The 26,720-nt window shown below is 67.6% G+C and carries 26 protein-coding genes; 12 read left to right on the top strand and 14 right to left on the bottom strand.

Features of this window, described 5'->3' with window-relative positions; translation table 11 throughout:
- Positions 1 to 68 precede the first annotated feature (68 nt).
- The 3 genes from ASC46_RS04985 to rimO all read left to right on the top strand — a co-directional run bounded on the left by ASC46_RS04985 (position 69) and on the right by rimO (position 3,616).
- The gene (locus ASC46_RS04985; protein ID WP_055458479.1) at positions 69 to 1,001 is read left to right on the top strand and encodes an SMP-30/gluconolactonase/LRE family protein; all 933 of its coding nucleotides are present in this window, start codon (positions 69 to 71) and stop codon (positions 999 to 1,001) included.
- A gap of 19 nt (positions 1,002 to 1,020) precedes the next feature.
- Complete coding sequence (locus ASC46_RS04980) at positions 1,021 to 1,848, top strand: glucose 1-dehydrogenase (protein WP_055458192.1); 828 nt, start codon at positions 1,021 to 1,023, stop codon at positions 1,846 to 1,848.
- Positions 1,849 to 2,299: 451 nt separating this feature from the next.
- The gene (gene rimO / locus ASC46_RS04975) at positions 2,300 to 3,616 is read left to right on the top strand and encodes a 30S ribosomal protein S12 methylthiotransferase RimO (RefSeq protein ID WP_055458191.1); all 1,317 of its coding nucleotides are present in this window, start codon (positions 2,300 to 2,302) and stop codon (positions 3,614 to 3,616) included.
- Between the two features lie 6 nt (positions 3,617 to 3,622).
- Here rimO and ASC46_RS04970 read toward each other — a convergent pair whose 3' ends face one another.
- On the bottom strand, positions 3,623 to 4,234 hold the full coding sequence (locus tag ASC46_RS04970; RefSeq protein WP_055458190.1) for a pyridoxamine 5'-phosphate oxidase family protein: 612 nt from the start codon (positions 4,232 to 4,234) through the stop codon (positions 3,623 to 3,625).
- A 503-nt stretch (positions 4,235 to 4,737) separates the two neighbouring features.
- On the opposite strand from ASC46_RS04970, the gene ASC46_RS04965 reads away from it, so the two are divergent.
- The 7 genes from ASC46_RS04965 (at position 4,738) to ASC46_RS04935 (ending at position 12,021) form a co-directional block, all read left to right on the top strand.
- Entirely contained in the window at positions 4,738 to 5,763 is a 1,026-nt protein-coding gene (locus tag ASC46_RS04965) for a septal ring lytic transglycosylase RlpA family protein (RefSeq protein WP_342585596.1), read from the top strand.
- Positions 5,764 to 5,833: 70 nt separating this feature from the next.
- On the top strand, positions 5,834 to 7,051 hold the full coding sequence (locus tag ASC46_RS04960; RefSeq protein WP_055458188.1) for a D-alanyl-D-alanine carboxypeptidase family protein: 1,218 nt from the start codon (positions 5,834 to 5,836) through the stop codon (positions 7,049 to 7,051).
- 9 nt (positions 7,052 to 7,060) lie between these two features.
- A complete protein-coding gene (gene tmk / locus ASC46_RS04955) occupies positions 7,061 to 7,747 on the top strand; it encodes a dTMP kinase (protein WP_055458187.1) in 687 nt (228 codons plus the stop codon).
- Positions 7,737 to 8,822 carry a DNA polymerase III subunit delta' gene (locus ASC46_RS04950; RefSeq protein ID WP_082464702.1) on the top strand — a complete coding sequence of 362 codons (1,086 nt, stop codon included), beginning with the start codon at positions 7,737 to 7,739 and terminating at the stop codon, positions 8,820 to 8,822. Before tmk ends, ASC46_RS04950 begins: the two co-directional genes overlap by 11 nt.
- 27 nt (positions 8,823 to 8,849) lie before the next feature.
- Positions 8,850 to 10,415, top strand: a complete 1,566-nt coding sequence (gene metG / locus ASC46_RS04945) for a methionine--tRNA ligase (protein ID WP_055458186.1) — start codon at positions 8,850 to 8,852, stop codon at positions 10,413 to 10,415.
- On the top strand, positions 10,415 to 11,218 hold the full coding sequence (locus ASC46_RS04940) for a TatD family hydrolase (protein WP_055458185.1): 804 nt from the start codon (positions 10,415 to 10,417) through the stop codon (positions 11,216 to 11,218). The genes metG and ASC46_RS04940 overlap by 1 nt, the downstream gene beginning before the upstream one ends.
- Positions 11,215 to 12,021, top strand: a complete 807-nt coding sequence (locus ASC46_RS04935; protein ID WP_055458184.1) for an MBL fold metallo-hydrolase — start codon at positions 11,215 to 11,217, stop codon at positions 12,019 to 12,021. Before ASC46_RS04940 ends, ASC46_RS04935 begins: the two co-directional genes overlap by 4 nt.
- A gap of 13 nt (positions 12,022 to 12,034) precedes the next feature.
- Here the strand turns inward: ASC46_RS04935 and ASC46_RS21490 are convergent, their stop codons facing one another.
- The 9 genes from ASC46_RS21490 to ASC46_RS04895 form a co-directional block, all read right to left on the bottom strand.
- Entirely contained in the window at positions 12,035 to 12,205 is a 171-nt protein-coding gene (locus ASC46_RS21490) for a hypothetical protein (RefSeq protein WP_169790085.1), read from the bottom strand.
- 130 nt (positions 12,206 to 12,335) lie between these two features.
- Positions 12,336 to 14,528, bottom strand: a complete 2,193-nt coding sequence (locus tag ASC46_RS04930) for a malate synthase G (protein WP_082464701.1) — start codon at positions 14,526 to 14,528, stop codon at positions 12,336 to 12,338.
- A 334-nt stretch (positions 14,529 to 14,862) separates the two neighbouring features.
- Positions 14,863 to 15,912 carry an ABC transporter substrate-binding protein gene (locus tag ASC46_RS04925; RefSeq protein ID WP_055458183.1) on the bottom strand — a complete coding sequence of 350 codons (1,050 nt, stop codon included), beginning with the start codon at positions 15,910 to 15,912 and terminating at the stop codon, positions 14,863 to 14,865.
- Between the two features lie 5 nt (positions 15,913 to 15,917).
- Positions 15,918 to 17,102, bottom strand: coding sequence for an NAD(P)/FAD-dependent oxidoreductase (locus tag ASC46_RS04920; protein WP_055458182.1), 1,185 nt, complete (start codon positions 17,100 to 17,102; stop codon positions 15,918 to 15,920).
- Entirely contained in the window at positions 17,099 to 18,472 is a 1,374-nt protein-coding gene (locus ASC46_RS04915) for an FAD/NAD(P)-dependent oxidoreductase (RefSeq protein WP_055458181.1), read from the bottom strand. The genes ASC46_RS04920 and ASC46_RS04915 overlap by 4 nt, the downstream gene beginning before the upstream one ends.
- Positions 18,469 to 18,753: a (2Fe-2S)-binding protein gene (locus ASC46_RS04910; protein ID WP_055458180.1), complete on the bottom strand. Its 285-nt coding sequence runs from the start codon at positions 18,751 to 18,753 to the stop codon at positions 18,469 to 18,471. Before ASC46_RS04910 ends, ASC46_RS04915 begins: the two co-directional genes overlap by 4 nt.
- Before the next feature lie 8 nt (positions 18,754 to 18,761).
- The gene (locus ASC46_RS04905) at positions 18,762 to 19,556 is read right to left on the bottom strand and encodes an ABC transporter permease (protein ID WP_055458179.1); all 795 of its coding nucleotides are present in this window, start codon (positions 19,554 to 19,556) and stop codon (positions 18,762 to 18,764) included.
- Positions 19,557 to 19,560: 4 nt separating this feature from the next.
- Positions 19,561 to 20,412 carry an ABC transporter permease gene (locus ASC46_RS04900; RefSeq protein ID WP_055458178.1) on the bottom strand — a complete coding sequence of 284 codons (852 nt, stop codon included), beginning with the start codon at positions 20,410 to 20,412 and terminating at the stop codon, positions 19,561 to 19,563.
- Positions 20,409 to 21,461 (bottom strand): ABC transporter ATP-binding protein, encoded by a 1,053-nt coding sequence (locus ASC46_RS04895; RefSeq protein ID WP_055458177.1) that lies wholly within the window; start codon positions 21,459 to 21,461, stop codon positions 20,409 to 20,411. The genes ASC46_RS04900 and ASC46_RS04895 overlap by 4 nt, the downstream gene beginning before the upstream one ends.
- Before the next feature lie 155 nt (positions 21,462 to 21,616).
- Between ASC46_RS04895 and ASC46_RS04890 the strand changes: the two genes are divergently transcribed.
- Together ASC46_RS04890 and ASC46_RS04885 are read left to right on the top strand one after the other, a co-directional pair.
- Positions 21,617 to 22,435 carry an IclR family transcriptional regulator gene (locus ASC46_RS04890; protein WP_055458476.1) on the top strand — a complete coding sequence of 273 codons (819 nt, stop codon included), beginning with the start codon at positions 21,617 to 21,619 and terminating at the stop codon, positions 22,433 to 22,435.
- Between the two features lie 116 nt (positions 22,436 to 22,551).
- Positions 22,552 to 22,944, top strand: a complete 393-nt coding sequence (locus ASC46_RS04885; RefSeq protein WP_055458176.1) for a GFA family protein — start codon at positions 22,552 to 22,554, stop codon at positions 22,942 to 22,944.
- A gap of 13 nt (positions 22,945 to 22,957) precedes the next feature.
- Here the strand turns inward: ASC46_RS04885 and ASC46_RS04880 are convergent, their stop codons facing one another.
- From ASC46_RS04880 to ASC46_RS04865, 4 genes are read right to left on the bottom strand one after another with little or no spacing between them, the layout of a single operon-like run.
- Positions 22,958 to 24,319 (bottom strand): FGGY-family carbohydrate kinase, encoded by a 1,362-nt coding sequence (locus tag ASC46_RS04880; protein ID WP_055458175.1) that lies wholly within the window; start codon positions 24,317 to 24,319, stop codon positions 22,958 to 22,960.
- Between the two features lie 3 nt (positions 24,320 to 24,322).
- Positions 24,323 to 24,646, bottom strand: coding sequence for an L-rhamnose mutarotase (gene rhaM / locus ASC46_RS04875; protein WP_055458174.1), 324 nt, complete (start codon positions 24,644 to 24,646; stop codon positions 24,323 to 24,325).
- Positions 24,643 to 25,683, bottom strand: coding sequence for an ABC transporter permease (locus tag ASC46_RS04870; RefSeq protein ID WP_055458173.1), 1,041 nt, complete (start codon positions 25,681 to 25,683; stop codon positions 24,643 to 24,645). Before ASC46_RS04870 ends, rhaM begins: the two co-directional genes overlap by 4 nt.
- Positions 25,680 to 26,690, bottom strand: coding sequence for an ABC transporter permease (locus ASC46_RS04865; RefSeq protein ID WP_026015600.1), 1,011 nt, complete (start codon positions 26,688 to 26,690; stop codon positions 25,680 to 25,682). The genes ASC46_RS04870 and ASC46_RS04865 overlap by 4 nt, the downstream gene beginning before the upstream one ends.
- Between the last annotated feature and the right edge of the window lie 30 nt (positions 26,691 to 26,720).

The following is a 26,720-nucleotide window of genomic DNA, read 5'->3' as shown; positions in this document are numbered from 1 at the left end:
GATCGTCTGAGCCGATGGCGGGCCGGGCGCGCCTTCTCGAGAACAACGGCGATCGGGAGAAAATGCCCATGCTGAGCAATGATTTCGAGGTGATCGACCCGCGCTTCTTGCGCCTCGTCTTCGGCAATGTCCATCTCGAAAAGCTCTATACAGGATGCCGCTGGGCCGAGGGGCCGGCCTATTTCCCGGCGGGGCGCTATCTCATCTGGTCGGATATTCCCAACAACCGCATCATGCGCTGGGACGAGACGGACGGGTCCGTCTCCGTCTTCCGCCAACCGGCCCGAAACACCAACGGCCATACGGTGGACAGGGAAGGGCGCCTCGTTTCCTGCGAGCATCAGGGACGCTGCATCTCGCGCACCGAGCCGGACGGCTCCGTGCGGATCCTGGTCGACCGTTTCGAGGGCAAGCGGCTCAACTCGCCGAACGATGTGGTCGTGAAATCGGACGGCACGATCTGGTTCACGGACCCGACCTACGGCATCGATTCCGACTACGAGGGCGATGCGGCACCATCCGAGATCGGCGCATCATACGTCTATCGCTTCGATCCGGCGGACGGCACGATCGCTGCCGTGGCAACAGATTTCGTAAAGCCCAACGGCATCGCCTTCTCGCCGGATGAGCAGTTGCTCTATGTGGTCGACACCGGCGCGACCCACGTCGACGACGGTCCGCGTCACATCCGCCGCTTCAACGTTGGCGCGGGTGGGAGGCTCAGCGGCGGAGAGATCTTCGCCACCTGTAGCCACGGCCTCTTCGACGGCCTGCGCATCGACGTGCACGGCAATGTATGGACGAGCGCCGGCGACGGCGTCCATTGCTTTGACCCCGACGGCTCGCTTATCGGCAAGATCCGGGTACCGGAGGTGGTGGCCAATGTCTGCTTCGGCGGTCCTAAGCGTAACCGCCTCTTCATCTGCGGAACGACGTCGCTCTACGCGGTCTACCTCAACACGAGGGGCGCTTCCCGGCCCGGCGAGTCGCACGCGTTCTGACGCCAGGACCTGACGCATCATGACCTTTCACGCTCTCAATCCGCAGCGTCTCGAAGGGCGCACGGCCATCGTGACAGGCGGCGCGCGGGGCATTGGCCTCGCCGTCGCGCGCCGCTTCGCCGCCGAGGGAGCGACGGTCGCCGTCAACGACCTGGCGGATGCCGACGCGATGGCAGCAGCGCTGGCGGCGGTGCGGACCGCTGCGACGGATGCCGGGCACGGCGAGCGGCCGCATCTGGCACTTGCAGCGGACGTATCCCTGCCGCGCGCGGTCGACGCGATGGTCGAGGAGGCGGTCTCCGCCTGGGGGCATGTCGACATCCTCGTCAACAATGCCGGCATCCAGGCGCCGACGCCGGGGGACGCCTTCGAGGATGAACGGCTCGTGCGCATCCTCGCGGTCAACCTCGTCGGCGCGGCCAATTGCGCCCGCGCCGTGGCGCGTCATCTTCTCGCGCGCAAGGCTCCCGGCGCGATCATCAACACGACGAGCGTGCACGAGATCATCCCCAAGCCCGGCTATCTCGCCTATTCCATCAGCAAGGGCGGGCTCGCCAACCTGACGCGGACGCTGGCGCTGGAGTTCGCTGCCCGGGGGATCCGCGTCAATGCCGTCGGACCGGGCGCCACGGCGACCGAGCTGAACAGGGGCTGGGTCGAGGATCCGGCGTCGCGAGCGGCGGTCGAAAGTCACATCCCCATGGGTTTCGCCGCTGATGCCGATGATATGGCGCCCGTCTTCGCCTTTCTCGCCTCGGAGGAGGCCCGCTACATCACGGGTCAGACGATCTTTGCCTGCGGTGGCCTGACCCTTTATGCCGATTTCCAGCACAACTGGGCGTCGTAGCAGGTCGCAGAAGAATAAAATTGAATCGATCCTGAGGCACCGCGCAGTGCACGCGGGCGTTGCGAGGAAGCTGTCTTTCGGATGCGGTATTTTCGTGAGGCAAGAGCGGCGCGAATCTGTTATGAATATTGCATGTGATGAAGCCTTCGTCTGGCTGGCTGCTTCGGCAACGGGCCGATGTAGTCTTCTTCCACGCGGTCTTGGCAGGCTCCTCCCGAAGCCTTGAGCCCGGCAGTCAGGTACTGCCGGGCTTCTCTTGTGAAACCTTGCGGCATCAAGACCGTTGCGTCGGCGCCCTTTCCGTGCCAATCGAGGCCCCGGATTTTGGCTGGAGCCGTTTCAGGGTGGCGAAGGCCCGGCCCACGATCCGAGAATACGATCATTATCAAGGACATGATGCGTCGTCCGCGGCTCTCGTCGCGATGCCGGCGCTCAAGCGGTGGCGACAGGCATGGGCGAGCACGCTCCCAAGATCAGTTTCGTTTCCCTCGGCTGCCCGAAGGCGCTCGTCGATTCCGAGCGCATCGTCACGCGCCTCAGGGCCGAGGGCTATGAACTGACGAAGACGCACGAGGGCGCGGATGTCGTCATCGTCAACACCTGCGGTTTCCTCGATTCGGCCAAAGCGGAATCGCTCGGCGCCATCGGCGAGGCCATGGCCAAGAACGGCAAGGTCATCGTCACGGGCTGCATGGGCGCCGAGCCGGGCCAGATCCGCGATCAGTTCCCCGATGTCCTCGCCATCACCGGGCCGCAGCAATATGAGACCGTGGTCGATGCGGTGCACGAGGCTGTGCCGCCGGCGCATGATCCGTTCATCGATCTCGTCCCCGAGCAGGGCATCAAGTTCACGCCGCGCCACTATGCCTATCTGAAGATCTCCGAAGGCTGCAACAACCGCTGCACCTTCTGCATCATCCCGAAGCTGCGCGGCGACCTCGTCAGCCGTCCGGCCGCGGATGTGCTGCGGGAAGCCGAGCGCCTGGTGAAGGCCGGCGTGAAGGAACTGCTCGTCATTTCGCAGGACACGAGCGCCTATGGCCTCGATCTCAAATATGCGCCGAGCACCCATGGCGGCAGAGAGGTGAGGGCGCGTTTCCTCGACCTTTCGGCGGCCCTCGGCGAACTCGGCGTCTGGGTGCGACTGCACTATGTCTATCCCTATCCGCATGTCGACGAGGTCGTCGGCCTCATGGCGGAAGGCAAAGTGCTCCCCTACCTCGACATTCCTTTCCAGCACGCCGCCCCGGCGGTGCTGCGAAACATGCGCCGTCCGGCACATCAGGAGAAGACGCTCGACCGTATCCGCCGCTGGCGCGAGGAGTGCCCGGACCTTGCCATCCGCTCGACCTTCATCGTCGGCTTCCCGGGCGAGACGGACGAGGATTTCGACTTCCTGCTCGAATGGCTGCAGGAGGCCAAGCTCGACCGGGTCGGCTGCTTCCGCTACGAGCCGGTGACGGGGGCGCCCGCCAACGAGATCGCCGCGCCGGTGCCGGACGAGGTCAAGGAAGAGCGTTGGCACCGCTTCATGCAGGCCCAGGCCAAAGTCAGCGCCCAGCGCCTGAAGGGCCGCATCGGCCGGCGCATTCCCGTCATCATCGACGAGGCGGGACCAACGGTCGCCAAGGGGCGCTCCAAGTGGGATGCGCCGGAGATCGACGGCAATGTCTACGTCGCCTCGCGCCGTCCGCTGCGCATCGGCGACATCGTCACCGTGAAGGTCGAGCGCTCGGACGCCTACGACCTGCACGGCACCGCGGTCTGAGCCTTCTCACCACATCGATTGTCTGGCCCGCTCCGGCCAGGCCTTGTCGTATTCATCACCGCCGACACGGTCCTGCGACAGGGCGGCGAGGATGGCGCCCGGCGTTGGCAGCGCGTCCGGCGCCACGTGCCTGGACGGATCCCACAGGCCGGCGCGGATGATGGCGCGGGCGCACTGGAAATAGACCTCGCGCACCTCGATGACGACGACCGTCCGCGGCTGCTTTCCTTCGACGGCGAAGGAAGCGCGCAGAGTTTCGTCCACTGTCAGCCGGGCATGGCCATTGACGCGCAGCGTGTTGCCGGCACCGGGAATGAGGAAGAGCAGGGCCACGCGCGGGTCGCGCACGATGTTGCGCAGGGAATCGATGCGGTTGTTGCCGTGCCGGTCCGGCAGCATGAGGGTGCGCGGATCGTGGAGGCGCACGAAGCCGCGGCCGTCGCCGCGCGGCGAACAATCGAGCCCCTCCGGACCGACCGTCGCAAGGGCGACAAAGGGCGATGCCTCGATGAAGGCGGCATAATGGGGCGTGACATAATCGGTCACTTTGACGGTCGACGTCTCGCCGGGCTGTCCATAGATGGCCTCGAGTTCGGCGATGGTCACGATGGTCTTCATGAGGTCTCCCGGTTCGCCGATGCCCAAGACGGATGACGAGGCTATAGTCGATCAGACAGTCGCTACACGACAGCTTTACTGCTGAACGACGCGGCCGGCACGACACCCTGCAACGCACGACACGACGACAATGGGGCAGAGGCGCCGCAATTTCGTCGCATTCCGAAGGCTCGTTTCGCCTTCGGAATGTGGGTTGCACGTCGCATTGCAAGCTTGCTTTGTCGGATGTGAGGCCTTAACGCTCCATTCATCGGATTACAGCGACACTTCGGTGGTGTTCAAGTCCAAGGTCCGGCGCATCGGTCGCGCCCTTCCGACGGCAGCGTGCGGCCACCGACAGGCAAGAACGGAACGAGCCGATGCAGCAGATGGATCGTGCGACAACTGAGCTTGGCGCCACCAAAGCGAACGTTTCCCCGTCCATCTCATCGGCATTTTCCAGATCCGAAAGCTTCGACACGGGGCGGTCGCCCCTCCGCTTCGCGCTGCAGAGCGCTGGCATCGTGGTCTTGGCGCTCGGCCTCGCCAACTGCAGCAGCGCGACGCAGAAGGTGAACTCTGCCAAGATCGACCCGAAATACGGCGTCGCCCCCAGTCCGCGTGTCGTCGCCGACGGCAAGCCGGTCCCCAAGGGCGGTGGACGTGATCACACCGGCAAGCCCTACCAGGTGGCCGGCAAGACCTATGTCCCGAAGCTTAACGAGAAATACACGGCCACCGGCACGGCCTCCTGGTACGGCGCCGACTTCCACGGTCGTCTGACAGCGAATGGCGAGGTGTTCGACAAACACTCGATCGCCGCCGCCCATCCCACGCTGCCTCTGCCGAGCTACGTGCGCGTCACCAACCTTGCAAACAACCGATCGATGGTGGTGCGCGTCAACGATCGCGGCCCGTTCCACGGCGGCCGCATCATCGACGTCTCGCGCAGCGTCGCCGATGCGCTCGACTTCCGGCGTGCGGGCACGGCTCAGGTGAAGGTCGAATACGTGGGTCGGGCCTCGCTGCGCGGCAGCGACGACCGCAAACTGCTCGCCACCCTGCAGATCGATGGCCGGCCGGCCGTCGGCGGTGCCCCGACGGCGCCTGTGGCGACTCCTGTCATGGTCGCCTCGGCCGAACCGGCCCAGCCGGCGCCCCCGGTTGCCGCGCCGAGCATGGCTTATGCGCCTGCTGCGGCCGCGCCAGCGCCGGTCGCCACCGCCGCAAGCCGCGCCATTCCGATGCCCGTGCCACGGCCCGATTTCGGTCAGCAAGGCGTTGCGGTGGCTTCCGCGCCGCCTGCGCCGGCGGTTCACCTCCAGCGGGCGGAGGTCGCCACCATCGACGACCTCATCGACCTCAACACCATCCCCAACGCCGGCGTGCCGGTGGCGGTGGCCGTGCCGCCCGCCGGCAAGCCCGTCGTCGCCAGCCTCTTCTACGCGGCGCCGCAGAACGCCAACGCCCGCTTCGCGGCGGAGACCCCGTTCGCGCTCGTCAAGGAGCAGCGCTTCGTGTCGTTCCGCAAGGGAACGGCGGCCAACTGAGGGCAGCTTCGCCGCATCCGTTGATTTTGCGGCGCCGGCATCGCACATTCCCCCTCCATATGGGGGAGCGATGTCGGTTTCGTTGTCCGTATCGGGTCGCGGCCGGTGCATTTGCCGGCGTCTGTTTGCCGGCCTCGCGGCCTTTGCGTGGCTCGCCGTCGCAGCGGGAGCAGCCACGGCGCAGACTTTCCAGACCGCAGCCGATTTCGCCATCCTGATGGATGCGCGCACGCGCGGCATCCTGTTCGCCAAGGCGCCGGATGCACCGATGGTCCCGGCCAGCCTCGTCAAGATCATGACCGCAGCGGTGGTCTTCGAGGAGATCAAAGCCGGCCGGCTGTCGCTCGAGGACACATTCATCGTGTCCGAGAACGCCTGGCGACGCGGAGGTGCGCCGTCGGGCGGCTCGACCATGTTCGCCATCGTCAACAGCCGCGTCTCGGTCGCCGATCTGCTGCGCGGGCTCATTGTCCAGTCCGGCAACGACGCGGCCATTGCGCTGGCAGAGGGCATCGCCGGCACCGAGGAGAACTTTGCCCGCCTCATGAACGAGCGGGCGAGGGCGATCGGGCTGCGAAACAGCACGTTTCGCAACGCGACCGGCTATGCCGACCCCGAGCAGCGGACGACGGCGCGCGATCTTGCTCAACTCTCGCTCTACCTCGTCGAGAATTTCCCCGATCTTTACGCCATATTCGGCGAGCGGGAATTCACCTGGAACAAGATCCGTCAGCAGAACCGCAATCCGCTGCTCGCCATGGATATCGGTGCGGACGGGCTGAAGACAGGCAATCTCGCGGAATCCGGTTACGGACTGGTCGGTTCGGCGGTGCGCGACGGCCAGCGGCTGGTCGTCGTGCTCAACGGCCTGCCCAACGCGCGCGAGCGGGCCAACGAGGGGCGCAAACTGATCGACTGGGGCTTCAACAATTTCGAGACCCGCGAGCTCTTCAGGTCCGGCGAGGTGATCGACGAGGCCCAGGTCTACGGGGGCGCGAAGGGCCGCGTCCCGCTCCTCGCCCGAGAAGCGGTGCGCGTGCTGGTGCCGCGCGGCACAAGCGACCGCCTCGACGTGAAGGTCGTCTATCGCGGTCCGTTGCGGGCGCCGGTCGCCGCGGGGATGGAGGTCGGCCACCTGCGCGTCACGCGCGATGATGTCGACGCGCTCGTCGTCCCGCTATACACAGGCGAGGCGGTAGAGTCGGGCAGCCTGTCGCAGCGCGCCTTCGACGCGCTGTTTGAACTCAGCACCGGCGCCATTCGCGATGCGCTGAGCAAGCTATTGTAAGAGGCCGTCTTGCCGGGAGAAACGCGGTCGCGGGGCCGGTTCATCACCTTCGAAGGCGGCGAGGGGGCAGGCAAGTCCACCCAGGTGGAGCGCCTGCGCGGCCGCCTGTCGCAACACGGCATCGACGCCATCGCGACACGGGAGCCGGGCGGCGCGCCGCGGGCCGAGCGCATTCGCGACTTCCTGCTCGCCGGCAAGGCCAAGGCGCTCGGACCGGCGGCGGAAGCCATCCTTTTCTCGGCCGCCCGCAACGACCACCTTGAGACGACCATCCGCCCGGCACTGGCGCGCGGGCAATGGGTGCTGTGCGACCGCTTCTGCGATTCGACCCGCGCCTATCAGGGCGCGCTGGGCGATCTCGATCCGACCTTCCTCGCCCGCCTCGAGGAGGTCGTTGTCGGTCCCACGCGGCCGGACCTGACGTTCATTCTCGATCTACCCCCTGAATTAGGCCTCGCACGGGCCGATGCGCGCCGGCAGGCGCTCAGCGAGGCCACAGACCGCTTCGAGGCGGAGGACATTGGCTTTCATCAAGCGCTTCGCGCCGCCTTCCTCACGATAGCGCAGGAGGAGCCGGCGCGCTGCGTCGTCATCGACGCGAGCCGCGAGGCCGACGCCGTCGCGGCCGACATCTGGTCACATGTGGAAGCCCGGCTTCTCGGGGCCCCGGTCGGGGAGGCGGATGATGGCGCGTGAACCGGTGTCCACGCAGCAAGAAGGCGCCGAGCCGGACCGCTACGGCCTCACGCCGCACCCGCGCAAGCATTTCGATCTCGTTGGCCATGGCGAGGCCGAGCGCGCTTTTCTCGACGCCTGGCGGGCCGGCCGCCTGCACCATGCCTGGCTCATCGGCGGGCCGCGCGGCATCGGCAAGGCAACCTTCGCCTACAGGGCGGCGCGTTTCCTGCTCGCCAATCCCGATCCCGCCGTGGCGCCTGCGGTGCGGGACCTCGCCGTCGCGCCGGACCATCCGGTGGCGCGCAAGGTCGCGGCCCTGTCGCATCCCGACCTCGTCGTCCTGCGGCGGACGCCGGGCACCGACAAGAAAGGCCCGTCCAGCGTCATCGCTATCGAGTCCGTGCGCCGCGCCCTTGCCGTCTTCGGCTCCACCGCGGGGGCGGGGGGCTATCGCATCTGCATCGTCGACAGCGCCGAGGACCTCAATATCGCCAGCGCCAACGCGCTGCTCAAGGTCGTGGAGGAGCCGCCGCCGCGCTCGATCTTCCTCATCGTCACGCACAACCCCGGCCGCGTCATGGCCACGATCCGCTCGCGCTGCCGCAAGCTGGCGCTCGGAGAGCTGCTGCCGGACGAGATCGAGCGGGTGGTCGAGGGACTCGGGGCGCCCTGGGATGCGATCGAGCCCGGCCTCAGGGCGCGCGCGGCCGCCCTGGCACAGGGCTCGGTGCAAGGCGCGCTCGACCTCCTCGACGAGGAGCGCATCGCCGTCATCGAGCGGGTGCGGACCATGCTCGCCCGCCTGCCGGCGTTCGATATGGGCGAGGTGCTCGGTCTTGCCGAGACCTGCGCAGGCAGGGACGGCGAGGAGGCGTTTGCGGCCCTCATGGCGACCATCGACATGTTCGTCACGCAGACCATTCATGCCCGGGCGGGGGAAGGTGCAGCTCGCCTTGCGCCCTTGGTCGAGGTGTGGGAGAAGAGCCGCGGTGCGGCGCGTGAAGCGCAGGTGTTCCATCTCGACCGCCGCCCCCTGGTTCTGTCGATATTCAGCGACCTGGCAGGCGCCCTCCGTCACGGCGAAGCCGCCTGAGCCAGCGACATTCGGACACGATTGGGCATGGGCCATCCCGAGACCTTCTACATCACGACCGCCATCTCCTATCCGAATGGCGCGCCGCACATCGGCCACGCCTACGAGGCGGTGGCGGCCGACGCCATCGCCCGCTTCAAGCGGCTCGATGGCTACGACGTCTTCTTCATGACCGGCGTCGATGAGCACGGCCTCAAGATGACGCAGACGGCGGCGAAGGAAGGCATCGGCCCGCGCGAACTGTCCGACCGCAACACAGCGCTCTTCGAGAAGATGTGCGATACGCTCGCCGTCGCGCGCGACCGTTTCATCCGCACGACGGAACCTGCCCATTACGTGGCCTCGCAGGCACTGTGGAAGCGCATGGCGGATGCCGGCGACATCTATCTCGACACCTACGCGGGCTGGTACTCGGTCCGCGACGAGGCCTTCTACGACGAGAGCGAGACCACGCTGAACGCCGACGGCGTGCGCCTCGGCCCGCAAGGCACGCCGGTGGAATGGACGGAGGAGAAGACCTACTTCTTCCGCCTCTCGGCCTATCAGGACCGGCTCCTCGCGCTCTACGAGAGCAATCCCGACTTCATCGGCCCGGAAGGCCGGCGAAACGAGGTGATGAGCTTCGTCAGGGGCGGGCTGCAGGACCTCTCGATCTCGCGCACCACACTGACCTGGGGCGTGCCGGTGCCGGACGCGCCCGGCCACGTCATGTATGTGTGGGTCGACGCGCTCACCAACTACATCACCGGGCTCGGCTATCCCGACACCGAGGGCTCGCCGCGCTGGCGCTACTGGCCGGCGGACGTGCACATCATCGGCAAGGATATCGTGCGCTTCCACGCTGTCTACTGGCCTGCCTTCCTCATGTCGGCCGGGCTGCCTGTGCCGAAGCGCGTCTTCGGCCACGGCTTCCTGTTCAACCGCGGCGAGAAGATGTCGAAGTCGGTCGGCAATGTCATCGACCCCTTCGCGCTTGCCGGCACCTATGGCGTGGACCAGCTGCGCTACTTCTTCCTGCGCGAGGTGCCGTTCGGCCAGGACGGCAACTACAGCCATGAGGCCATCGTCAACCGCATCAACGCGGATCTCGCCAACGACCTCGGCAATCTCGCCCAGCGTTCCCTGTCGATGATCGCCAAGAACTGCGCCGGCAGGGTGCCCGAACCCGGCGCCTTCACCGCCGCGGACGAGGCGCTGCTCGGCGCAGCCGACGGGCTCCTCGCCAAGGCGCGGGCGGCAATGCAGAATTATGCCCTGCATACCGTTCTCGCCGACGTCTGGGCGGTGGTGAGCGAGGCGAATCGCTATTTCGCCGGCCAGGAACCCTGGGCGCTGCGCAAGAGCGATCCCACCCGCATGGCGACCGTGCTCTACGTGACGGCGGAGGTGCTGCGCAACGTCGCCATCCTCGCGCAGCCCGTCACGCCGACCGCCGCCGCGCGCCTGCTCGACCTTCTCGCCGTCGACGAAGATCGGCGTCGGTTCGACGCGCTCGGCCCCGCCGGTCGCCTTGTCGCGGGCAGCGTGCTGCCGGCCCCCGCGCCCATCTTCCCGCGTTTCGTGGAGGAGGAGCCGCAGGAGGCGAAGGCCTGATGCTGGTCGACAGTCACTGCCACCTCGACTTCCCGGATTTCGCCAGCGAGCTCGATGCCGTGGTGGCGCGGGCGCGTGCGGCCGGTGTCGGCCATCTCGTCACCATCTCGACGCGCGTCGGGCAGTTTCCCGCCTACGCGGCCCTTGCCGAGCGTTTTGCGGGCGTCTCCTGCACGGTCGGGACCCATCCGCACAATGCTGGCGAGGAGCCTGACGTCACGGCGGCCGAGCTCGTTGCGTTGTCGCGCCACCCGCGCTGCATCGCCATCGGCGAGGCGGGGCTCGACTACCACTACGATCGCAGCCCTCGGGACGTGCAGCAGGCGGTGTTCCGCACCCATATCGCTGCGGCGCGGGAGACGGGCCTGCCGCTCGTCATCCATGCGCGTGCCGCCGACGAGGACATGATCGCCATTCTCCGTGACGAGATGGGGAAGGGCGCATTCCAGGCCATCCTGCACTGCTTCTCGTCCGGGCCGGAGCTTGCCCGCGTCGGCGTCGAGCTCGGGCTCCATGTCTCCTTCTCCGGCATCCTGACCTTCAAGGGCTCGCAGGAGCTGCGCGACATCGCGGCGCGCGTGCCGCGCGAGCGGCTGCTCGTCGAGACGGATGCGCCCTATCTCGCCCCCGTTCCCAATCGCGGCAAGCGCAACGAGCCCGCCTTCGTTGTGCATACGGCCAAAGTGCTGGCCGAGGTGCACGGCGTGACGGCGGCCGAGATGGCCGCGATCACCACCGACAACTTCCGGCGCCTCTTCACCAAAGCCGATCTCGGCCAGGGGGCCGGGGAAAGCGCCGCATGACGCTGACCGTGACCATTCTCGGTTGCGGATCATCCGGCGGGGTGCCACGCGTCGGCATGGGATGGGGAGCCTGCGACCCTGCCGAGCCGCGCAACAGGCGCCGCCGCTGCTCGATTCTGGTCGAGAAGCGGCGCGAAGCGAGGGACGCGGCGACGACGGTGCTCGTCGACACCTCACCCGACCTGCGCGAGCAACTGCTCGACAGCGACGTGCGCCACCTCGATGCCGTCCTCTTCACGCACGAGCACGCCGACCATACCCACGGCATCGACGACCTGCGGCCGCTCGTCCTGACGATGCGCCGCTGCATCGACGTCTATCTCGACGAGCGCACCAGCGCGCAGGTGCGCACCCGGTTCGGCTATTGCTTCATCACGCCGCCCGGCAGCGACTATCCGCCCATCCTCGTCGAGCATCGCCTCACAAGCGGGCGCGAGGTGCACATCGACGGGCCGGGCGGCACGCTCGCTGCCTTGCCCTTTCGCATGGTACACGGGAATATCGACGCGCTCGGCTTCCGCTTCGGCGGGCTCGCCTATGCGAGCGACGTCAGCGCCATGCCGGAGGAGGCGAAGGCGCTGCTGCGCGGCCTCGACGTGCTGATCATCGACGCGCTGCGCTACACGCCGCACCCGAGCCATTTCAGCCTCGCAGAAGCGCTGGCGCTGATCGACGAGTTGGGGCCGCGGCGCGCCGTGCTCACCAATCTGCACACCGATCTCGACTACGCCACCCTGCGCCGGCAGGTTCCAGCCCATGTCGAGCCGGCCTATGACGGCATGACGATTACGACTTATGATTAAGAACAGTCTATAACTAGCTGCTCTTGCTATCTTTCTTATGCCTTGGTGTAGGCTGGGTCTGTGATGGCGGATCGCTGGCGGGGAAGGATTCCTCCAGCGCCTCGTCCAGCAGTTCGTCCTGATGCTGCTTCTTCTCAGCCTTGTCGCGCTCCTGCTCATTGCGGGTCTTGCGCGGATCGCCCATGCTTGGCTCCTTCGGTTTCGACGCAGTGCCAAAAGACCTCACTGGTCATATGGGAAGCAACGCCGCGCACCACCATGCGGTTCCGGCCGCACCCGCCCGGTAGCCCGGGCAGGCGGGGTGAGGGGATCGCTCAGGCCCGGTCCTTCTCCTTGCGCAGGCGGCGGAAGCGGTGAAGCAGCGGCTCGGTATAGCCGTTCGGCTGGCGCGTTCCCTCGAAGACGAGAGCGCAAGCCGCCTGGAAGGCCAGCGAAGCCTCGAAATCGGGTGCCATCGGTCGATAGGCGGGATCGCCCGCATTCTGACGGTCGACGACCGCCGCGAGCCGCTTCAAGGCCTCCATTACGTGATCGCGCGAGACAATGCCGTGGCGCAGCCAGTTGGCGAGATGCTGCGCCGAGATGCGCAGCGTGGCGCGGTCCTCCATCAGGCCGACGTCGTGAATGTCCGGTACCTTGGAGCAACCGACCCCCTGATCCACCCAGCGCACCACGTAGCCGAGAAGGCTCTGGACGTTCGTGTCGACCTCCTCTGCGATTTCTTCCGGCGACCAGTTCACGCGGTCGACCAGGGGCAGCGTGAGGAGATCCGACCGCCGGGCTTGGGGACGCTTGCGGATCTCCGCCTGCCGGGCGGCGACATCGACCGCCAGATAGTGGAGCGCGTGCAGGGTCGCCGCTGTGGGCGAGGGCACCCAGGCGGTGGTCGCGCCGGCGAGCGGATGGCTGAGCTTTTGCTCGAGCATGGCGTGCATCAGGTCGGGCATGGCCCACATGCCCTTGCCGATCTGGCCGTGGCCGTCGAGACCGACGGCAAGGCCGATATCGACATTGCCGTCCTCATACGCCTTGATCCAGGTGGATGCTTTCATGTCCGCCTTGCGGACCATGGGACCCGCCTCCATGGAGGTGTGAATCTCGTCACCCGTGCGGTCGAGGAAGCCCGTGTTGATGAAGCAGATGCGATCTCTGGCGGCGCGGATCGCAGCCTTGAGGTTGACGCTCGTGCGGCGCTCCTCATCCATCACACCCATCTTGAGCGTGTTGCGCGCAAGGCCCAGGGCATCCTCGAAGGCAGCGAAGAGTGCATCGGCGAAGGCAACCTCCTCGGGCCCATGCATCTTGGGCTTGACGATGTACATCTGGCCCTTGGCCGAATTCGCCCTCCGGCCAGCCGGGCCGATGTCGTGCAGGGCGATGGCCGCGGTCACCATGCCGTCGAGGATGCCTTCTGGGATCTCGCCGCCGTTGTCGTCCAGCACCGCATCCGTCGTCATCAGGTGGCCGACATTGCGCACGAGCATCAGGCTGCGCCCCTTGAGGCGCAGTTCCCCGCCATCCGGGCGCTTGTAGAGCCGATCCGCCGCCAGGCGGCGCGTCACGGTGCGGCCGCCTTTCACAAAGGTCTCGACAAGATCACCGCGCATCAGGCCGAGCCAGTTGCGATAAACGGCGACCTTGTCCTCCGCGTCCACGGCCGCGACGGAATCCTCGCAGTCCATGATGGTCGACAGCGCCGCCTCGAGCTCGATATCGCTGATGCCGGCCGCGTCGGTGCGGCCTATTGGGTGGCCGCGGTCGAAATGTACGACAAGGTGAAGGCCGTGCTTTGTGAAGACGAGCGCCTCCGGGGCTCCGTGCCCCCCGGCAAAGCCGACGAATTGCGCTGCATCTGCAAGACCCGTGATGCTGCCGTCCGCAAGCTGCACGGTGAGCGTGGCACCATCGACAGCGTAGCGCCGGGCTTCAGCATGCGAGCCGGAAGCCAGCGGCACGTGCTGGTCGAGCACCCGTCGGCCGAAAGCGATGACTCTGACGCCGCGCGCCGGATCGTAAGGGCCCGGCGGTGGCTTCGTGCCGTCGAGCCCATCGGTGCCGTAGAGCGCATCATAGAGGCTGCCCCAGCGGGCATTGGCGGCATTGAGCGCATAGCGCGCGTTCATCACCGGCACGACGAGCTGCGGCCCGGCGAGCTCGGCGATCTCCGGATCGGCGCTCGTGGTTCCTACGGAGAAATCTCCTTCATCATCAACGATGTAGCCGATTTCCTTCAAGAACAGCTCATAAGCCGCGGCTTCGTGTGGGGCACCGGCGCGGCTGCGGTGCCACGCGTCGATCTGCGCCTGTAGTGCGTCCCGTTTCGCCAGCAGCGCCCGATTTTGCGGCGCGAAGGTTGCGATGATCGATTCCAGTCTCTGCCAGAAATCGGCGGGCGCGATGCCCGTGCCCACCAGCGCTTCCTCGGCGATGAAGGCATGAAGCGGTGCAGCGACCCGGAGCTTGCCGCATGCGAAATATCCATTCGCCATCTGGCCGGAACCGCCCATCACAACCTCCAGGATCACAACCAAAACATGCGCTGCCGCATGACCGAGCTTTAAGCCAAGTCTAGCCCTGGGGCACCGCGGTGCAACGAGATGGACTTTCAACCAAAGGGAAAAAATGAAGACGACGCGATCGCCGGCCGCCCGGGATGGGAGATAGCGCTATACCACCGACAGAGACCTCGGCTCGTTCTAATAAGTTCCATAATCTTCCTTATGCGATTTTCGACGCTGTACATCGCCACCGGCGCGGACCGGCGTGACGGACCGACATGCCCGCCACGAGCGCGGGCATGTCACCAGCAACACCCCTCGATGGAGCGGGCGGCAGCGTGCCCTACTGCTCGATCGTCTTGTTCCAGCGGCTATTCCACTCCGGCCGCTTGGCGTTGATCACGTCCCAGTCGAGCGTCACGGCGGTCTTCATGTAGCCGTGGAAGACCTCGAGCTTCTTCTCCGCCTCTGGCGTGCGCGCCTTCGCCTTCGGGTTCGATGGCACGATATTGCCGGCGGCGAGCGCGTTCGACTGGGCCTCGGCCGACAAGAGATAGGCGGCGAGCTTCTGGGCGAGCTCGGGCTCCGAATTGCCGGCAATGACGCATTCGGCCACCATCAGTACCACCGAGCCTTCCTTCGGCTGGGCGTATTCGACGGGGATGCCCTTGTCCTTCAGCGTCGCGACGGAGGTCGGCGTCAGCGGGAAGATGGCGGCTTCGCCGGTCTGCACCATCTCCGAGATCTTCGACGAATTGGGGATGAATTCGATGACGTTCTTGCCAATGGTGTCGCGGAACTTCTCGAAGCCGGGCTCGACGTTGTCCTCGCTGCCGCCCTGGATGCGGTTGAACATGAGGAACGCGTGCAGGCCGAAGGACGAGGCGGCGGCGGACTGGAAGACGACCTTGCCCTGAAACTTCGGGTCGGCGAGGTCCATCCACGAGGTCGGCGCCGCCCAGCCGTTCTCGTCGAACAGCTTCTTGTTGTAGGCGAGGCCCGTCATGCCGAGGTCGACGCCCGCCGCCATGTCGCCCTTGAGCCGCGCGTTGGGCAGGATTTCGTCGAGCTCCGGGCTCGGCTTCAGCTTCTCGCACAGCCCTGCGCCGACGGCACGCACCATGACGCCGTCGTCAAGGAACATGACGTGCATCTGCGGCTTGTCCTTGGCCGCCGTCGCCTTGGCAAGGATGTCGGACGAGGTGCCCGGCACGACGACGATCTTGACGTCGTTGGCCTTCTCGAAGTCCGGGAAGACGGCCTGGGTGTAGGTGCGCTCGAAATTGCCGCCGTTCATGCCGACATAGAGCGTCTTCGTCTCAGCGGACACGGCGGTGGCGTGGCCGAGGGCGAGGGCCGCGGCCCCGGCCAAGAGGATGGTGCGGTTCGTCATCACTGTCAGGCTCCCCTTCTTTGCGGCTCTTGCTCCTTCCCCGCACCCGAGCCGAGGGTGGTGCGGTCGGTCGCTGTGCCCGCCACGAAGCGGGCGATGGAAAAGGCCTCGATCGGCGTGGTGGTCCGGCCGTCGCGGACGAGCTCCGCCAGCACCTCGCCGACGCCCGGTGCGATCTGGAAGCCGGCACCGGAGAAGCCGAAGGCGTGGATGAGGCCCGGCGTCGTCAGGCTCGGGCCGATGACCGGGTTCCTGTCCGGCATCTCGGCCTCGGTGCCGCTCCAGAAGCGGATGGCCTGGGCCTTCGCAAGGCCGGGAAAGAGCGCGGCGGCACGGCTCATGATGGCGAGCGCCCCATCCGAACGGGGGCGCGAGAAGTCCGCATCCGTCAGCGCTTCGGCCCGCTCGCCGCCGACGATGCAGTTGCCGCGCTCGACCTGCCGGGCGTAGATGCCGCCGCCCTCCATGCCAATGTTGACAGTGAGCACCGGCTCGAGCGGCTCCGTCACCACCATGGACGGATAGATGCGCCGGAGCGGCACCGGCTCGCCAAACTCGGCCGCGAAACGATCAGCCCAGGCGCCGGCGCTGTTGATGACGGTGCCGGCCGTGAGCTTCAGCCCCTCCCCCGCCTCCAGCGCAAAGCCCGCGCCATTGCGGGCAACGCCCGTGACGGGCGTGTTCTCGAGAACGTGGACGCCGGCGCGGCGGGCGGCGGCGGCAAAGCCGGTCGCCACGAGGCGCGGATTGGCATGACCGTCCCCCGCGCAGAAGGAGCCGCCGACTGCGTCGCCGAGCCACGGAAAGCGTCGGTGCAACTCGTTGTGACCGAGGAGTTCAAGATCGAGGCCGCAGTCGGCGACCTTCGCCGCATAGGCTTCGAGCGACGCCATGTCGGCCTCGCTCATCGCGAGCTTGAGATGGCCCGAGCGCAGAAACTCGCCGTCGATGCCGATGAGAGCCTTGAGCCGTGGCCAGACGGCATGGGCACGCTGGGACAGCGGCAACTGCTCGGGCGGCCGGCCCTGCCGCCGCACGCCGCCGTAATTGACCCCGCTCGCCTGCGCGCCGCAGTAACGCCGGTCGAGCAGCGCCACGCTCATGCCCATCTGGCTGAGGGCCAGAGCCGCCGAACTGCCGACGAGCCCGCCGCCGATCACGGCGACATCGACGTGAAGGCGCGTGCTCATTCCGCGGCCTCCCGCGGCATCAGCGTAAGCGGCACCGGCTTGACCGGCGGCTGGCTTCTGAGCCGGCCGACAGCCTCGACGCCGCGTCCTGTCTCGACAGCGAGAAGTTCGGCCGCCGCCGCGCCGCAGAAGCGGCCCTGGCAACGGCCCATGCCGATGCGGCTGACGGCCTTGAGGCGGTTGATCTCGTCGAGCGAAAAGTCGCGCACTGCGTTGCGCAGGGCGCCGGCGCTCACCTCCTCGCAGCGGCAGACGACGGTTTCGTCCTTCACGCGCGCCGCCCATTGGGCGGGAAAGGGGAAGGCAGCCTCCAGCACGTCGCGGAAACGGCCGATCCGGGCGAGCTTTCGTTCCAGGTCCGCCGCCCGCTCCGGCGCATGCGGCAGGCCGCGGTCCTCGAGGAGCGCGAGCGCCGCCCGCTCGCCGGCGAGCTCCGCCGCATCCGCCCCGGCAATGCCGGCGCCGTCGCCGGCGATATAGACGCCGCGGACACTGGTGCGGCCGGACGGGTCCCGTTGCGGCAGGAAGGCCCGGTCGCGCTGGTTGAACGCGAAGGCGCATCCGGCAAGATCGGCGAGTTGCGTCTCCGACCGGAGCGACAGGCCATAGCCGGCGCCATCGCAGAAGAGGTGCCGTTCACGCCTCCCCTCACGCCAGCGCACGCCGGCCACCCTGCCCTCCCCCTCGAAGGCGAGATCGCAGATGCCATGGCGCAGCATGACGCCGTTGAGTCGCAGTTCGGCGGCAAAGCGCATGCCGCGCAGGACGATATCGGGCGCGAGCGCCAGTCCCCGCAGCAGGTGGCGCTTGGCCGCGAGCGGCGCGGCATCGAGCACCGCGACCACCTTGACGCCTGCCTTCATGTACTGCCAGGCGACGAGATAGAGCAGCGGCCCGGAGCCGGCGAAAACGACGCGCTGGCCGATGGCGCAGCCCTGCGCCTTCAGGGCGACCTGCGCCCCGCCGAGGGTGAAGACTCCGGGCAGAGTCCAGCCTGGGACCGGCAGCACGCGGTCGCTCGCGCCCGTGGCGAGGATGAGCCCATCGTAGGCGACCGCACGGCTCTCGCCGGCGACGGCGATATCGGCGCGGCCGTCGCGCAGGTTCCAGACGAGCGCGCGGGGCCAGTGTTCGATGCGGCCCGCCAGAGCGGCGAAGGCGCCGTGCAGGCGCTGCGCCTTGCCGGCTTCCGACCCGTAGAGCGCGCGTGCATCGCGTTCGTCCTTCACGAGCGGACGGCGATAGATCTGGCCGCCACAGGCAGGCGCCTCGTCGACAACGAGCGGGCGAAGGCCCGCCTTCACGAGCGTCTCGGCGGCGCGCACGCCGGCGGGACCGGCACCGACGACGAGCGGCTGCGGGCGGCTCATGCGGCAGCTCCCGTCACGACAGACATGCCGGCCGTAAGCGGCGTCGTGCAGGCGCGCACGCGCTCTCCGTCCGCCAGCGTCACCCAGCAATCCTGGCAGACGCCTATCTGGCAGAAGCCGGCCCGCGGTGCGCCGGAGAAGTCGCTGACGCGCACCTTGTCGACATGGGTCAGGATGGCGGTGAGCAGGGTGTCGCCCTCGCGGCCCTCGCAGGGCACGCCGTCGAGCAGGAAGCGGACCGGCGCATGGTCGCTGCGGGCGATGCGGTGAAAGAGGGACATGCCGCGCCTCACTTCTCGCCGACGAGGATCTTGTCGAGACCGAAGACGCGGTCGAGCGCGAGCATGGCGAGGGCGGTGAGCGCGATCATCAGCGCCGAGACCGCGGCCATCATCGGGTCGATGGATTCGGTGGCGTACATGTACATGCGCACCGGCAGGGTCACGGTGGCGGGCGAGGTCACGAAGATCGACATCGTCAGTTCGTCGAAGCTGTTGATGAAGGCGATGAGCCAGCCGCCGCTGATGCCGGGCAGGATCATCGGCGCGGTGACGCGCCGGAAAACCGTGAAACGCGAGGCGCCCAGCGTCATCGCCGCCTGCTCGGCGCTGCGGTCGAGCCCCGACAGCGCCGCGAGCACGAGGCGCAGCACATAGGGCGTGACGATGATGACGTGGCTCAGCACGAGCCAGGCGAAGGAGCCGGTGGCGCCGATGAGGGCGAAGAGCCTCAGGAAGGCGACGCCGAGCACGAGGTGCGGGATGATGAGCGGCGAGAGAAAAAGCCCGTTGAGCGCATCGCGTCCGGGAAAGCGGTAGCGGTCGATGGCGAGGCCCGCCGGCACCGCGATCGCGACGGAGATGCTGGCGGCAATCGTGGCGAGCCACAGCGAGTTGCCGAAGGCGGTGACGAAATCGGGATGCTCGAACACGGCCCGGAACCAGCGCAGCGAGAACGCGGTGGTCGGCATCGTCAGCGTGTTCTCTGGCGTGAACGCCACGAGGCAGATGACGACGAGCGGCGCCAGGACGAAGGCGACGACGAGGGCGTGAAAGAGGAGCGCGACGGGGCCGTTCTTCTGCATGGCCTCACCCGAGCATGCGGCGGGCGCGCGCTTCGACGGCCCTGTTGTAGGCGAGCATGATGACGAGGTTGGCAACGAGCACGAGGATGGCGATGGCGGCACCCAGCGGCCAGTTGAGCTCGTGCATGTATTCGTCATAGACGAGCGTCGCCGCCATCTTGAGCCGCCGTCCGCCGAGCAGGCCCGGGATGGCGAAGGCGCTCGCCGACAGGCCGAAGACGATGAGGCTGCCGGAGAGAAGCCCCATGGACACCTGCGGCATGACCACGCGGCGCAGGGCGGAGAAGCGCGAGGCCCCCAGCGTCCAGGCCGCCGCCTCGACCATGGGGTCGAGCTTCTGCAGCGCCGTCCACACAGGGATGACCATGAACGGCAGCATGACGTGGACGAGGGCGATGACGATCGCCGTCTCGGTATAGAGCAGCCGCACCGGGCCGAGGCCGACGGCGGCGAGCGCCGCGTTCACGAGGCCGGTGGAGCCGAGCAGCATGCTCCAGCCGAAAGCCCGCACGACAACCGACACGAGCAATGGCCCGATGATGACGAGCAGGAAGACGGAGCGCCACGGGCTCCGCATGCGCGAGAGGATATAGGCCTCCGGTGCGCCGATGAGGGCGCAGATCAGCGTCGTCAGCGCCGCGAGCCGCAGCGTGCGCCAGAAGATGCCGAGATAGTAGCTGTCGGACAGCACGTGCATGTAATGCGCCAGCGTCCAGCTGTCCTTGATGCCGGTGCCGTGGTCATAGGCGAGGAAGGACAGGATCAGCGTCAGCACGAGCGGGACAATGACGAGCCCAGCGAACAGCACCGCGCCAGGCGACGCGAGCATCAGGGGCGTGGCGACCGACCGGTTCATGCGGCGGCCCCGGCGCCGGCTTCGACGCGCAGGCTGGCCGGCTCCCAGTCGAGACCGATCGGCTCGCCCTCGCGCGCCGGCTCCTCGCCCGTGTTCGGTACCGAGACCAGAATGTCGCCGGCCTCGGTCCCGACCGTGAGGAGCCAGTGCCCGCCGAGGAAGAAACGGCTCGCCACCCGCCCGGCGAGGCGCCCCTCGCCCATAGGGCGCAGGTGGAGCTTCTCGGGGCGGATCCAGGCCGTCACCGCCGTCCCGGCGGCGACATCGGCCGGCGCACTGGCCAGCACCGTGCCGGCGACCGCCACGCCGCCGTCACCCCAGACCCCGGCAAGCCGGTTCATCTTGCCGACGAAGGTCGAGATGAAAGCCGTCGCCGGCTGCTCGTAGAGACGATAGGGCGCGTCGATCTGCGTCATGCGCCCGGCTTCCATCACCACGACCCGGTCGCTGATGGACAAGGCCTCGGCCTGGTCGTGCGTCACCATGATGGTGGTGGTGCCGACGCTGCGCTGGATGCGCCGCAGCTCGAACTGCATTTCCTCGCGCAGCTTGGCGTCAAGGTTGGACAAGGGCTCGTCGAGCAGCAGCACGGGCGGGGCGATGACGAGGGCGCGCGCGATGGCGACGCGCTGGCGCTGGCCGCCGGAGAGCTGGCGCGGATAGCGCTCCGCCAGATTGGCGAGGTGGACGAGCGCGAGCATCTCGGCGACGCGCCTGTCGCGCTCGGCGCGCGGCACCTTGCGCATCTCGAGGCCGAAGGCGACGTTTTCAGCCACCGTCATGTGCGGAAAGAGCGCGTAACTCTGGAAGACGACGCCGAGGCCGCGGCGGTTCGGCTTCTCGCGGGTAATGTCGCGCCCGTCGAGGCCGATGCGCCCGGCCGTCGGCTCCACCAGCCCGGCGATCATCTGCAGGGTCGTCGTCTTGCCGCAGCCGGAAGGCCCGAGCAGCGAGACGAATTCGCCCCTGGCCACCGCCAGATCGACGTCGCGCACGGCGGCGAGCCCGCCGTAGACCTTGCTCACTCCTTCGAGCGTCAGGAAACCCATGCCCCGCCCTGCCTCACACCGTCACGCTGCCACAAGGAGGCGGCATGCGGCAGAGCCTGGTCAATGCCAAATTTCATTCATATGAATTTATCTTGACATAATTCTGATATATGAAATTTTTGCCATTCTTTTCCTTTGCTTTTTTCATTATGCGAATGATGGAAGACGCGCCGACCACCTCCAGCCTCCGCCGCGCGCTCGGTCTGCTGCGCATCGTCGCCACCAGCGATGCCGACGGGATGCGGCTGAAGGACATCGCCGAGGCGGCCCGCTGCAGCCAGCCGACGGCGCACCGGGCGCTGCAGGACCTGATGGCGGAGGGCTTCGTCGAGCAGGCGGCGGGCGGCAAGCGCTATCGCCTGTCGCTCGACTTCTTCGTCTTGGCGGCGAAGGCCGGGCAGGGCAGCGGCATCCGCGACCTCGCCCGGCCGGTGTTGCTGCGCCTCGCCGCCACCTTGAGCGACACGATCTTCCTCCTGGTTCGGCACGGCTATGATGCCGTCTGCCTCGACAGGGTGGAGGGCCCCTTCCCCATCCGTTCGTTCACCGGCGATATCGGCGGGCGGGTGCCGCTCGGCCTCGGCCAGGGCAGCCTCGCCATTCTCGCCCATCTGCCGGAGGCGGAGCAGGAGGAGGTGATCCGCTTCAACGTCCCCCGCCTTCTCGACCGCGGCTTTCTCGACGAGGCGGGACTCAGGACGGCGCTCGCCGAGGCGCGGCGCCAGGGCTGGGTCAATCTCAACACCGGCCTCATCCCCGGCATGGCGGGCGTCGGCGTGCCGGTCATCGACGCCCAGGGCCGGCCCGTGGCGGCGCTCAGCGTCGGCACGCTCGCCGAGCGGCTCGGGCCGCAGCGCCTGCCGAGCGTGGTGCACATCCTGCAGGCGGAGGCGGCCACGCTGGCCGCCGGCCTCAACCCGTTCGACGTGTCGCTGCGCTATCCCTCGCGCAGCCTGAGCAATGTCGAGACGTGAAGGGCGGCGGCCATTCCGCGCAAATCGTATCCTCGTCCCGGATGGAAGGCTCTTCATCGACGGCTGACCGCGCTCGTTGCAGACAGACGAGCCGTTCGATCTGAAGGAGACACGGCATGGACCGGTTCACCGGCGGTTGCCTGTGCGGCAATGTCCGAATTGTGGCATCAGGGCGCCCCTACCGCGTCGGCCTTTGCCACTGCCTTGACTGCCGCAAGCATCACGGGGCGCTTTTCCACGCGTCCGCCATATTCCCTCAAGATGCCGTGACGATCGACGGCGAAACGCGGGACTATGCCGGGCGGTTCTTCTGCCCCCGCTGCGGCTCGTCCGTTTTCGCGCGCACCGGTGATGAAGTCGAAGTGAACCTCGGATCGCTCGATGCCTCCGACCAGCTGACGCCGACCTACGAAAGCTGGATCATCCGCCGCGAGTCCTGGCTGCCCCCATTTCCGCTCAAGAGACGATATGAGCGCGACCGGGACAACTCGGGTCGCTTCGAGGAGTAGCCGAGAGGCTCATCTATCGTGCCTGCGCCGCCTTCTCCCACTCGGTTCGATAGGATGCGAACGCCGCCGGCAGCGAGCCGGGCGCGACGACGGCTTCGGGCACCGGTGGCGTCGTCGGCGCGCCTGTCGCCAGCAGCGCTGCGCCCACGCTCGTGCCCGTCGCCCCCGCCATCGGCATGACGGGACGGCCCGCCGCGTCGGCCAGCGCCTCGCAGAAGAGCCGGTTGCGGGCGAACGGCCCCTCCACGATGACCGGCCCGGCGGCACCGGTCAGATCGAGGCAGGTCTTCGTCATCATGGCCGCGTACAGCGAGGCCGCCACATGGGCCTCGTCCGCGTCGAGACCCTGCAGGGCCTCGGCGGGCCGGGCGGTCGCCCGTGGGAACGGCCCGCAGCCGGGCACCACCCCGGGCATGACGAGGATGGGCGCGCCGACGACGCGCGCCAGGGCGGCGGACGTCCCCTGCCCGCTTCCGCCGGTCAGGATTTCGAATTCACGCCCGCCCATGAAACGGGCGGAGGGCACGGCGCGGCCGAAGGCATCGACATTGGCCAGCGTGTCGCGCGCCGGATCGAGCCGGGCGAGATCGCCGCCGACGGCGAAGGTCACGACCCAGGTCCCCGTCGAGACAACAGCGAACGGCGGCTCGCGGCCGAGATGCGGCAGCAGCGATGCATTGGAATCGTGAATGCCGCAATGGACCGGCACCGGCCGATCGAGACCGATCTGCCGCGCGATGTCGGCCGCGACCGGGCCGAGGACGTCCGACGGCCGCCGCACGGGCGCGAGCCGGCCGGCGATGCCGAGCCGCTCGACGAGTGACGACAAGCGCCCTTCATGCGGCCGCCACAGGTCCGTGTGGCAGCCGAGCGAGGTGACGTCGCAGGCGGCGACACCCGTCAGCCGCCAGCCCCAGTATTGCGGCCAAGTGACGATGCTGCGCACTCGGGCGAAGGCCTCGGGAAAAGCGGATTTCAGGTAGTGGAGCTGGGCGCCGAGGTTGAGCCCGCCCGGCAGGCGCGGCGAGAAGGTTTCGGCAAAGGGCGGCCGGATCGCGTCATAGGCCGCCTCGATTTCGGCCGGATAGCGATGTTCGTAGTCGAGCACCGGCAGCGCCAAGCCTTCGTCGCTCAAGAGCGCGCCGCAGGCTCCGTGAGCGGTGAGCGAGATCGCCGCGAAGCCGAGCGTGGCGTAGAGCTCCCGCAGCGCCTCGATGAAGAAGGCGAAGATGCCCTCGACATCGAAATGGGGATAGGGCCCTTCCGTCAGCACCCGGTTGGGCCGGGTGCGCGCCGCAAGTTCACGGCCGGTCGCCGTGTCGACCACGACCGCCTTGACGTTCGTTTTGCCGACGTCGAGCACTGCAACGTACATGGATCAGGCCATGTGAAAGACGGTGACGAGGGGCTTCGCCACCGGCGAATGGTCGGGGTTCGTCACCATGAGGTCGGCCATGTGGGCCCACCAGCGCTGCATCACGGGGTGGTTCGGCAGGTCGTCCATGCCATGGTCCTCCCGCCGCCACAGCACGCCGAAGAGGATGTTCGTCTCCGGGTCGAGGTGGATGGAATAGTCCTCGATGCCAGCTTCCTTCAGGAGCGCCAGCAGCTCCGGCCAGATGGCGTCGTGCCGGCGGCGGTATTCCGCCTCCATGCCCGGGTTGAGCTGCATCTTGAAGGCGTATTTCTCTTTTCCGGTCATGACGAAGCCCTGAGGCGGCGGACGACGATGGGCAGCGCGATCACGAGGATGAGCAGAAGGCCCGTGAAGATCGACATGACGATGCCGGGCACGTTGAGCAGCCCGAGGCCGAAGGTGACGAGCCCCATGACGATGGCCGCGAGCACGACGCCGCCGATGCTGCCGGAGCCGCCGAGGATGCTGACGCCGCCGAGCACCGTCATGGTGATGATCTCGAGCTCCCAGCCTGCCGCGATCGAATGGCGCGTCGAGCCGAGGCGTGAGGTGAGGCACACGGCCGCGACCCCGCTCATGAGGCCCGTCAGAAGGAAGAGGACGAACTTGGTGCGCCTGACCGGGATGCCGGAGAACTCCGCAGCAAAGGCGTTGTTGCCGATGGCATAGATGCGCCGGCCGAAGGCGGTCATGTGCAGCAGGACGCCGAAGAGGAGCGCGAAGACGAGGAAGGCGACCATCTCGAAGGTCACCACCTCGAAGGCGTGCCATGACGGCCACCACGAGAGATCGGACATGTAGCCCTGGCCGAACCAGGCGAAGTCGGCCGGATAGCCGCCATAGGCCTTGTCGCCCAGCACGATCTGCGCAATGCCGCGGAAGAGGCTCATGGTGCCGATGGTGACGACGATCGACGGCAGGCCGATGCGTGCCACCAGCAGGCCGTTGAAAGCCCCGCACAGGAGCCCGGCGCCGAGCCCGATGCCCACGAGCGCCGGCGCGCCGAAGCCCATCTGTGCCGCCGCCCCCATCGCGGTCGAGGCGAGCGCGATGATGGCGGCAACCGACAGGTCGATCTCGCCGGAGATGATGAGCAGCGTCATCGCGAAGGCGATCATCGCCTTCTCGGTGAAGTTGTAGGTGGCGTCCGACAGGTTCCAAGGATCGAGAAAATGCGGCGACGCCAGCGAATTGGCGAAGAAGATCGCGATGGCCACGGCCGCGAGCAGGCTCTCCCAGCTGCCGAGAAGGCGCGCGGTGGGCGTCGACAGCTTGTCGGGAATGCGTCGCACGGTTGGCTTGTCGAGAGGCATGGTGCTCATGCGGCGGCTCCCTCCGCTGCGGCAGGCGCGGGACTGCGGGCCGCATCGCGCAGGATGAGCCGTCCCTTGCGCCGCTCCTGCCGGGCGTTGAAGAGCACGGCGATGATGATGACGAGGCCGGAGATGGCCATCTGCCAGAAGGGCGAGATGTCGATCACCGGCAGTGCGTTCTTGATGACGCCGAGGAAGAGCGCCCCGAGCACCGCCCCGGCCACGGAGCCGATGCCCCCGAGCGTCGAGATGCCGCCGATGACGCAGGCCGCCACCGTGTCGAGCTCGAAGCCGGCGGCGATGTCGACATAGGCGACGGCGTAGCGCGCCACCCAGAGATAGCCGCAGAGCCCGGCGAGCGTCCCCGACAGGACGAAGGCGAAGAAGCGCGTGCGCCCCACGTCGATGCCGGCATAGAGCGCCGCCGTCGGGTTGCCGCCCGAGGCGTAGAGCGCCCGGCCGAAGCCCGTGCGCATGAAGACGACGGCGATGACGGCGATGACGAGCAGCGCCGTCCAGCCGTTGAGCGGCAGGCCGAGGAGCGGAATGCGCGGCGTGTCGAGAAAGGCGCTCGTCATCTGCGTCTGGTTGACCCACGCCCCGCCGGAGAGGACGAAGGCAAGGCCGCGATAGATGGTGAGCGTGCCGAGCGTGGCGACGATCGGGGGAATGCCGATGATCCACACCATGAAGCCGTTGACGGCGCCGAGCACGGCGCCGATCGCCATCGCCGCCCCGATCAGCAGCGGCAGCGGGATGCCGGGATAGGCGGCGTTCAGCATCGCCACCGCCATGCCGGTGAAGGCGAGATTGGCCGCGACCGAGAGGTCGATCGACTTCGTCAGTATCACCGCCATCTGGCCGAGCGCCAGAATGATGAGGATCGAGGTGTCGTTGAAGATGCCGGCGAGGTTTCTCGGTGTTGCGAATCCGGGTGCGCGCAGGCTGAAGGCCGCGATGAGGGCGAGGATGATCGCCCCCAGCAGGAGCTCCCGGTATTTCAGGATGCGGCTCATCATCATGCCGTGCCTTCGTTTATCCTTCTC

The organism is Chelatococcus sambhunathii, from assembly GCF_001418005.1.
GTDB classification, from domain to species: domain Bacteria; phylum Pseudomonadota; class Alphaproteobacteria; order Rhizobiales; family Beijerinckiaceae; genus Chelatococcus_A; species Chelatococcus_A sambhunathii.
Note: the sequence above shows the minus strand (reverse complement) of the source record. Positions and strands in the feature narration are given on the sequence as shown.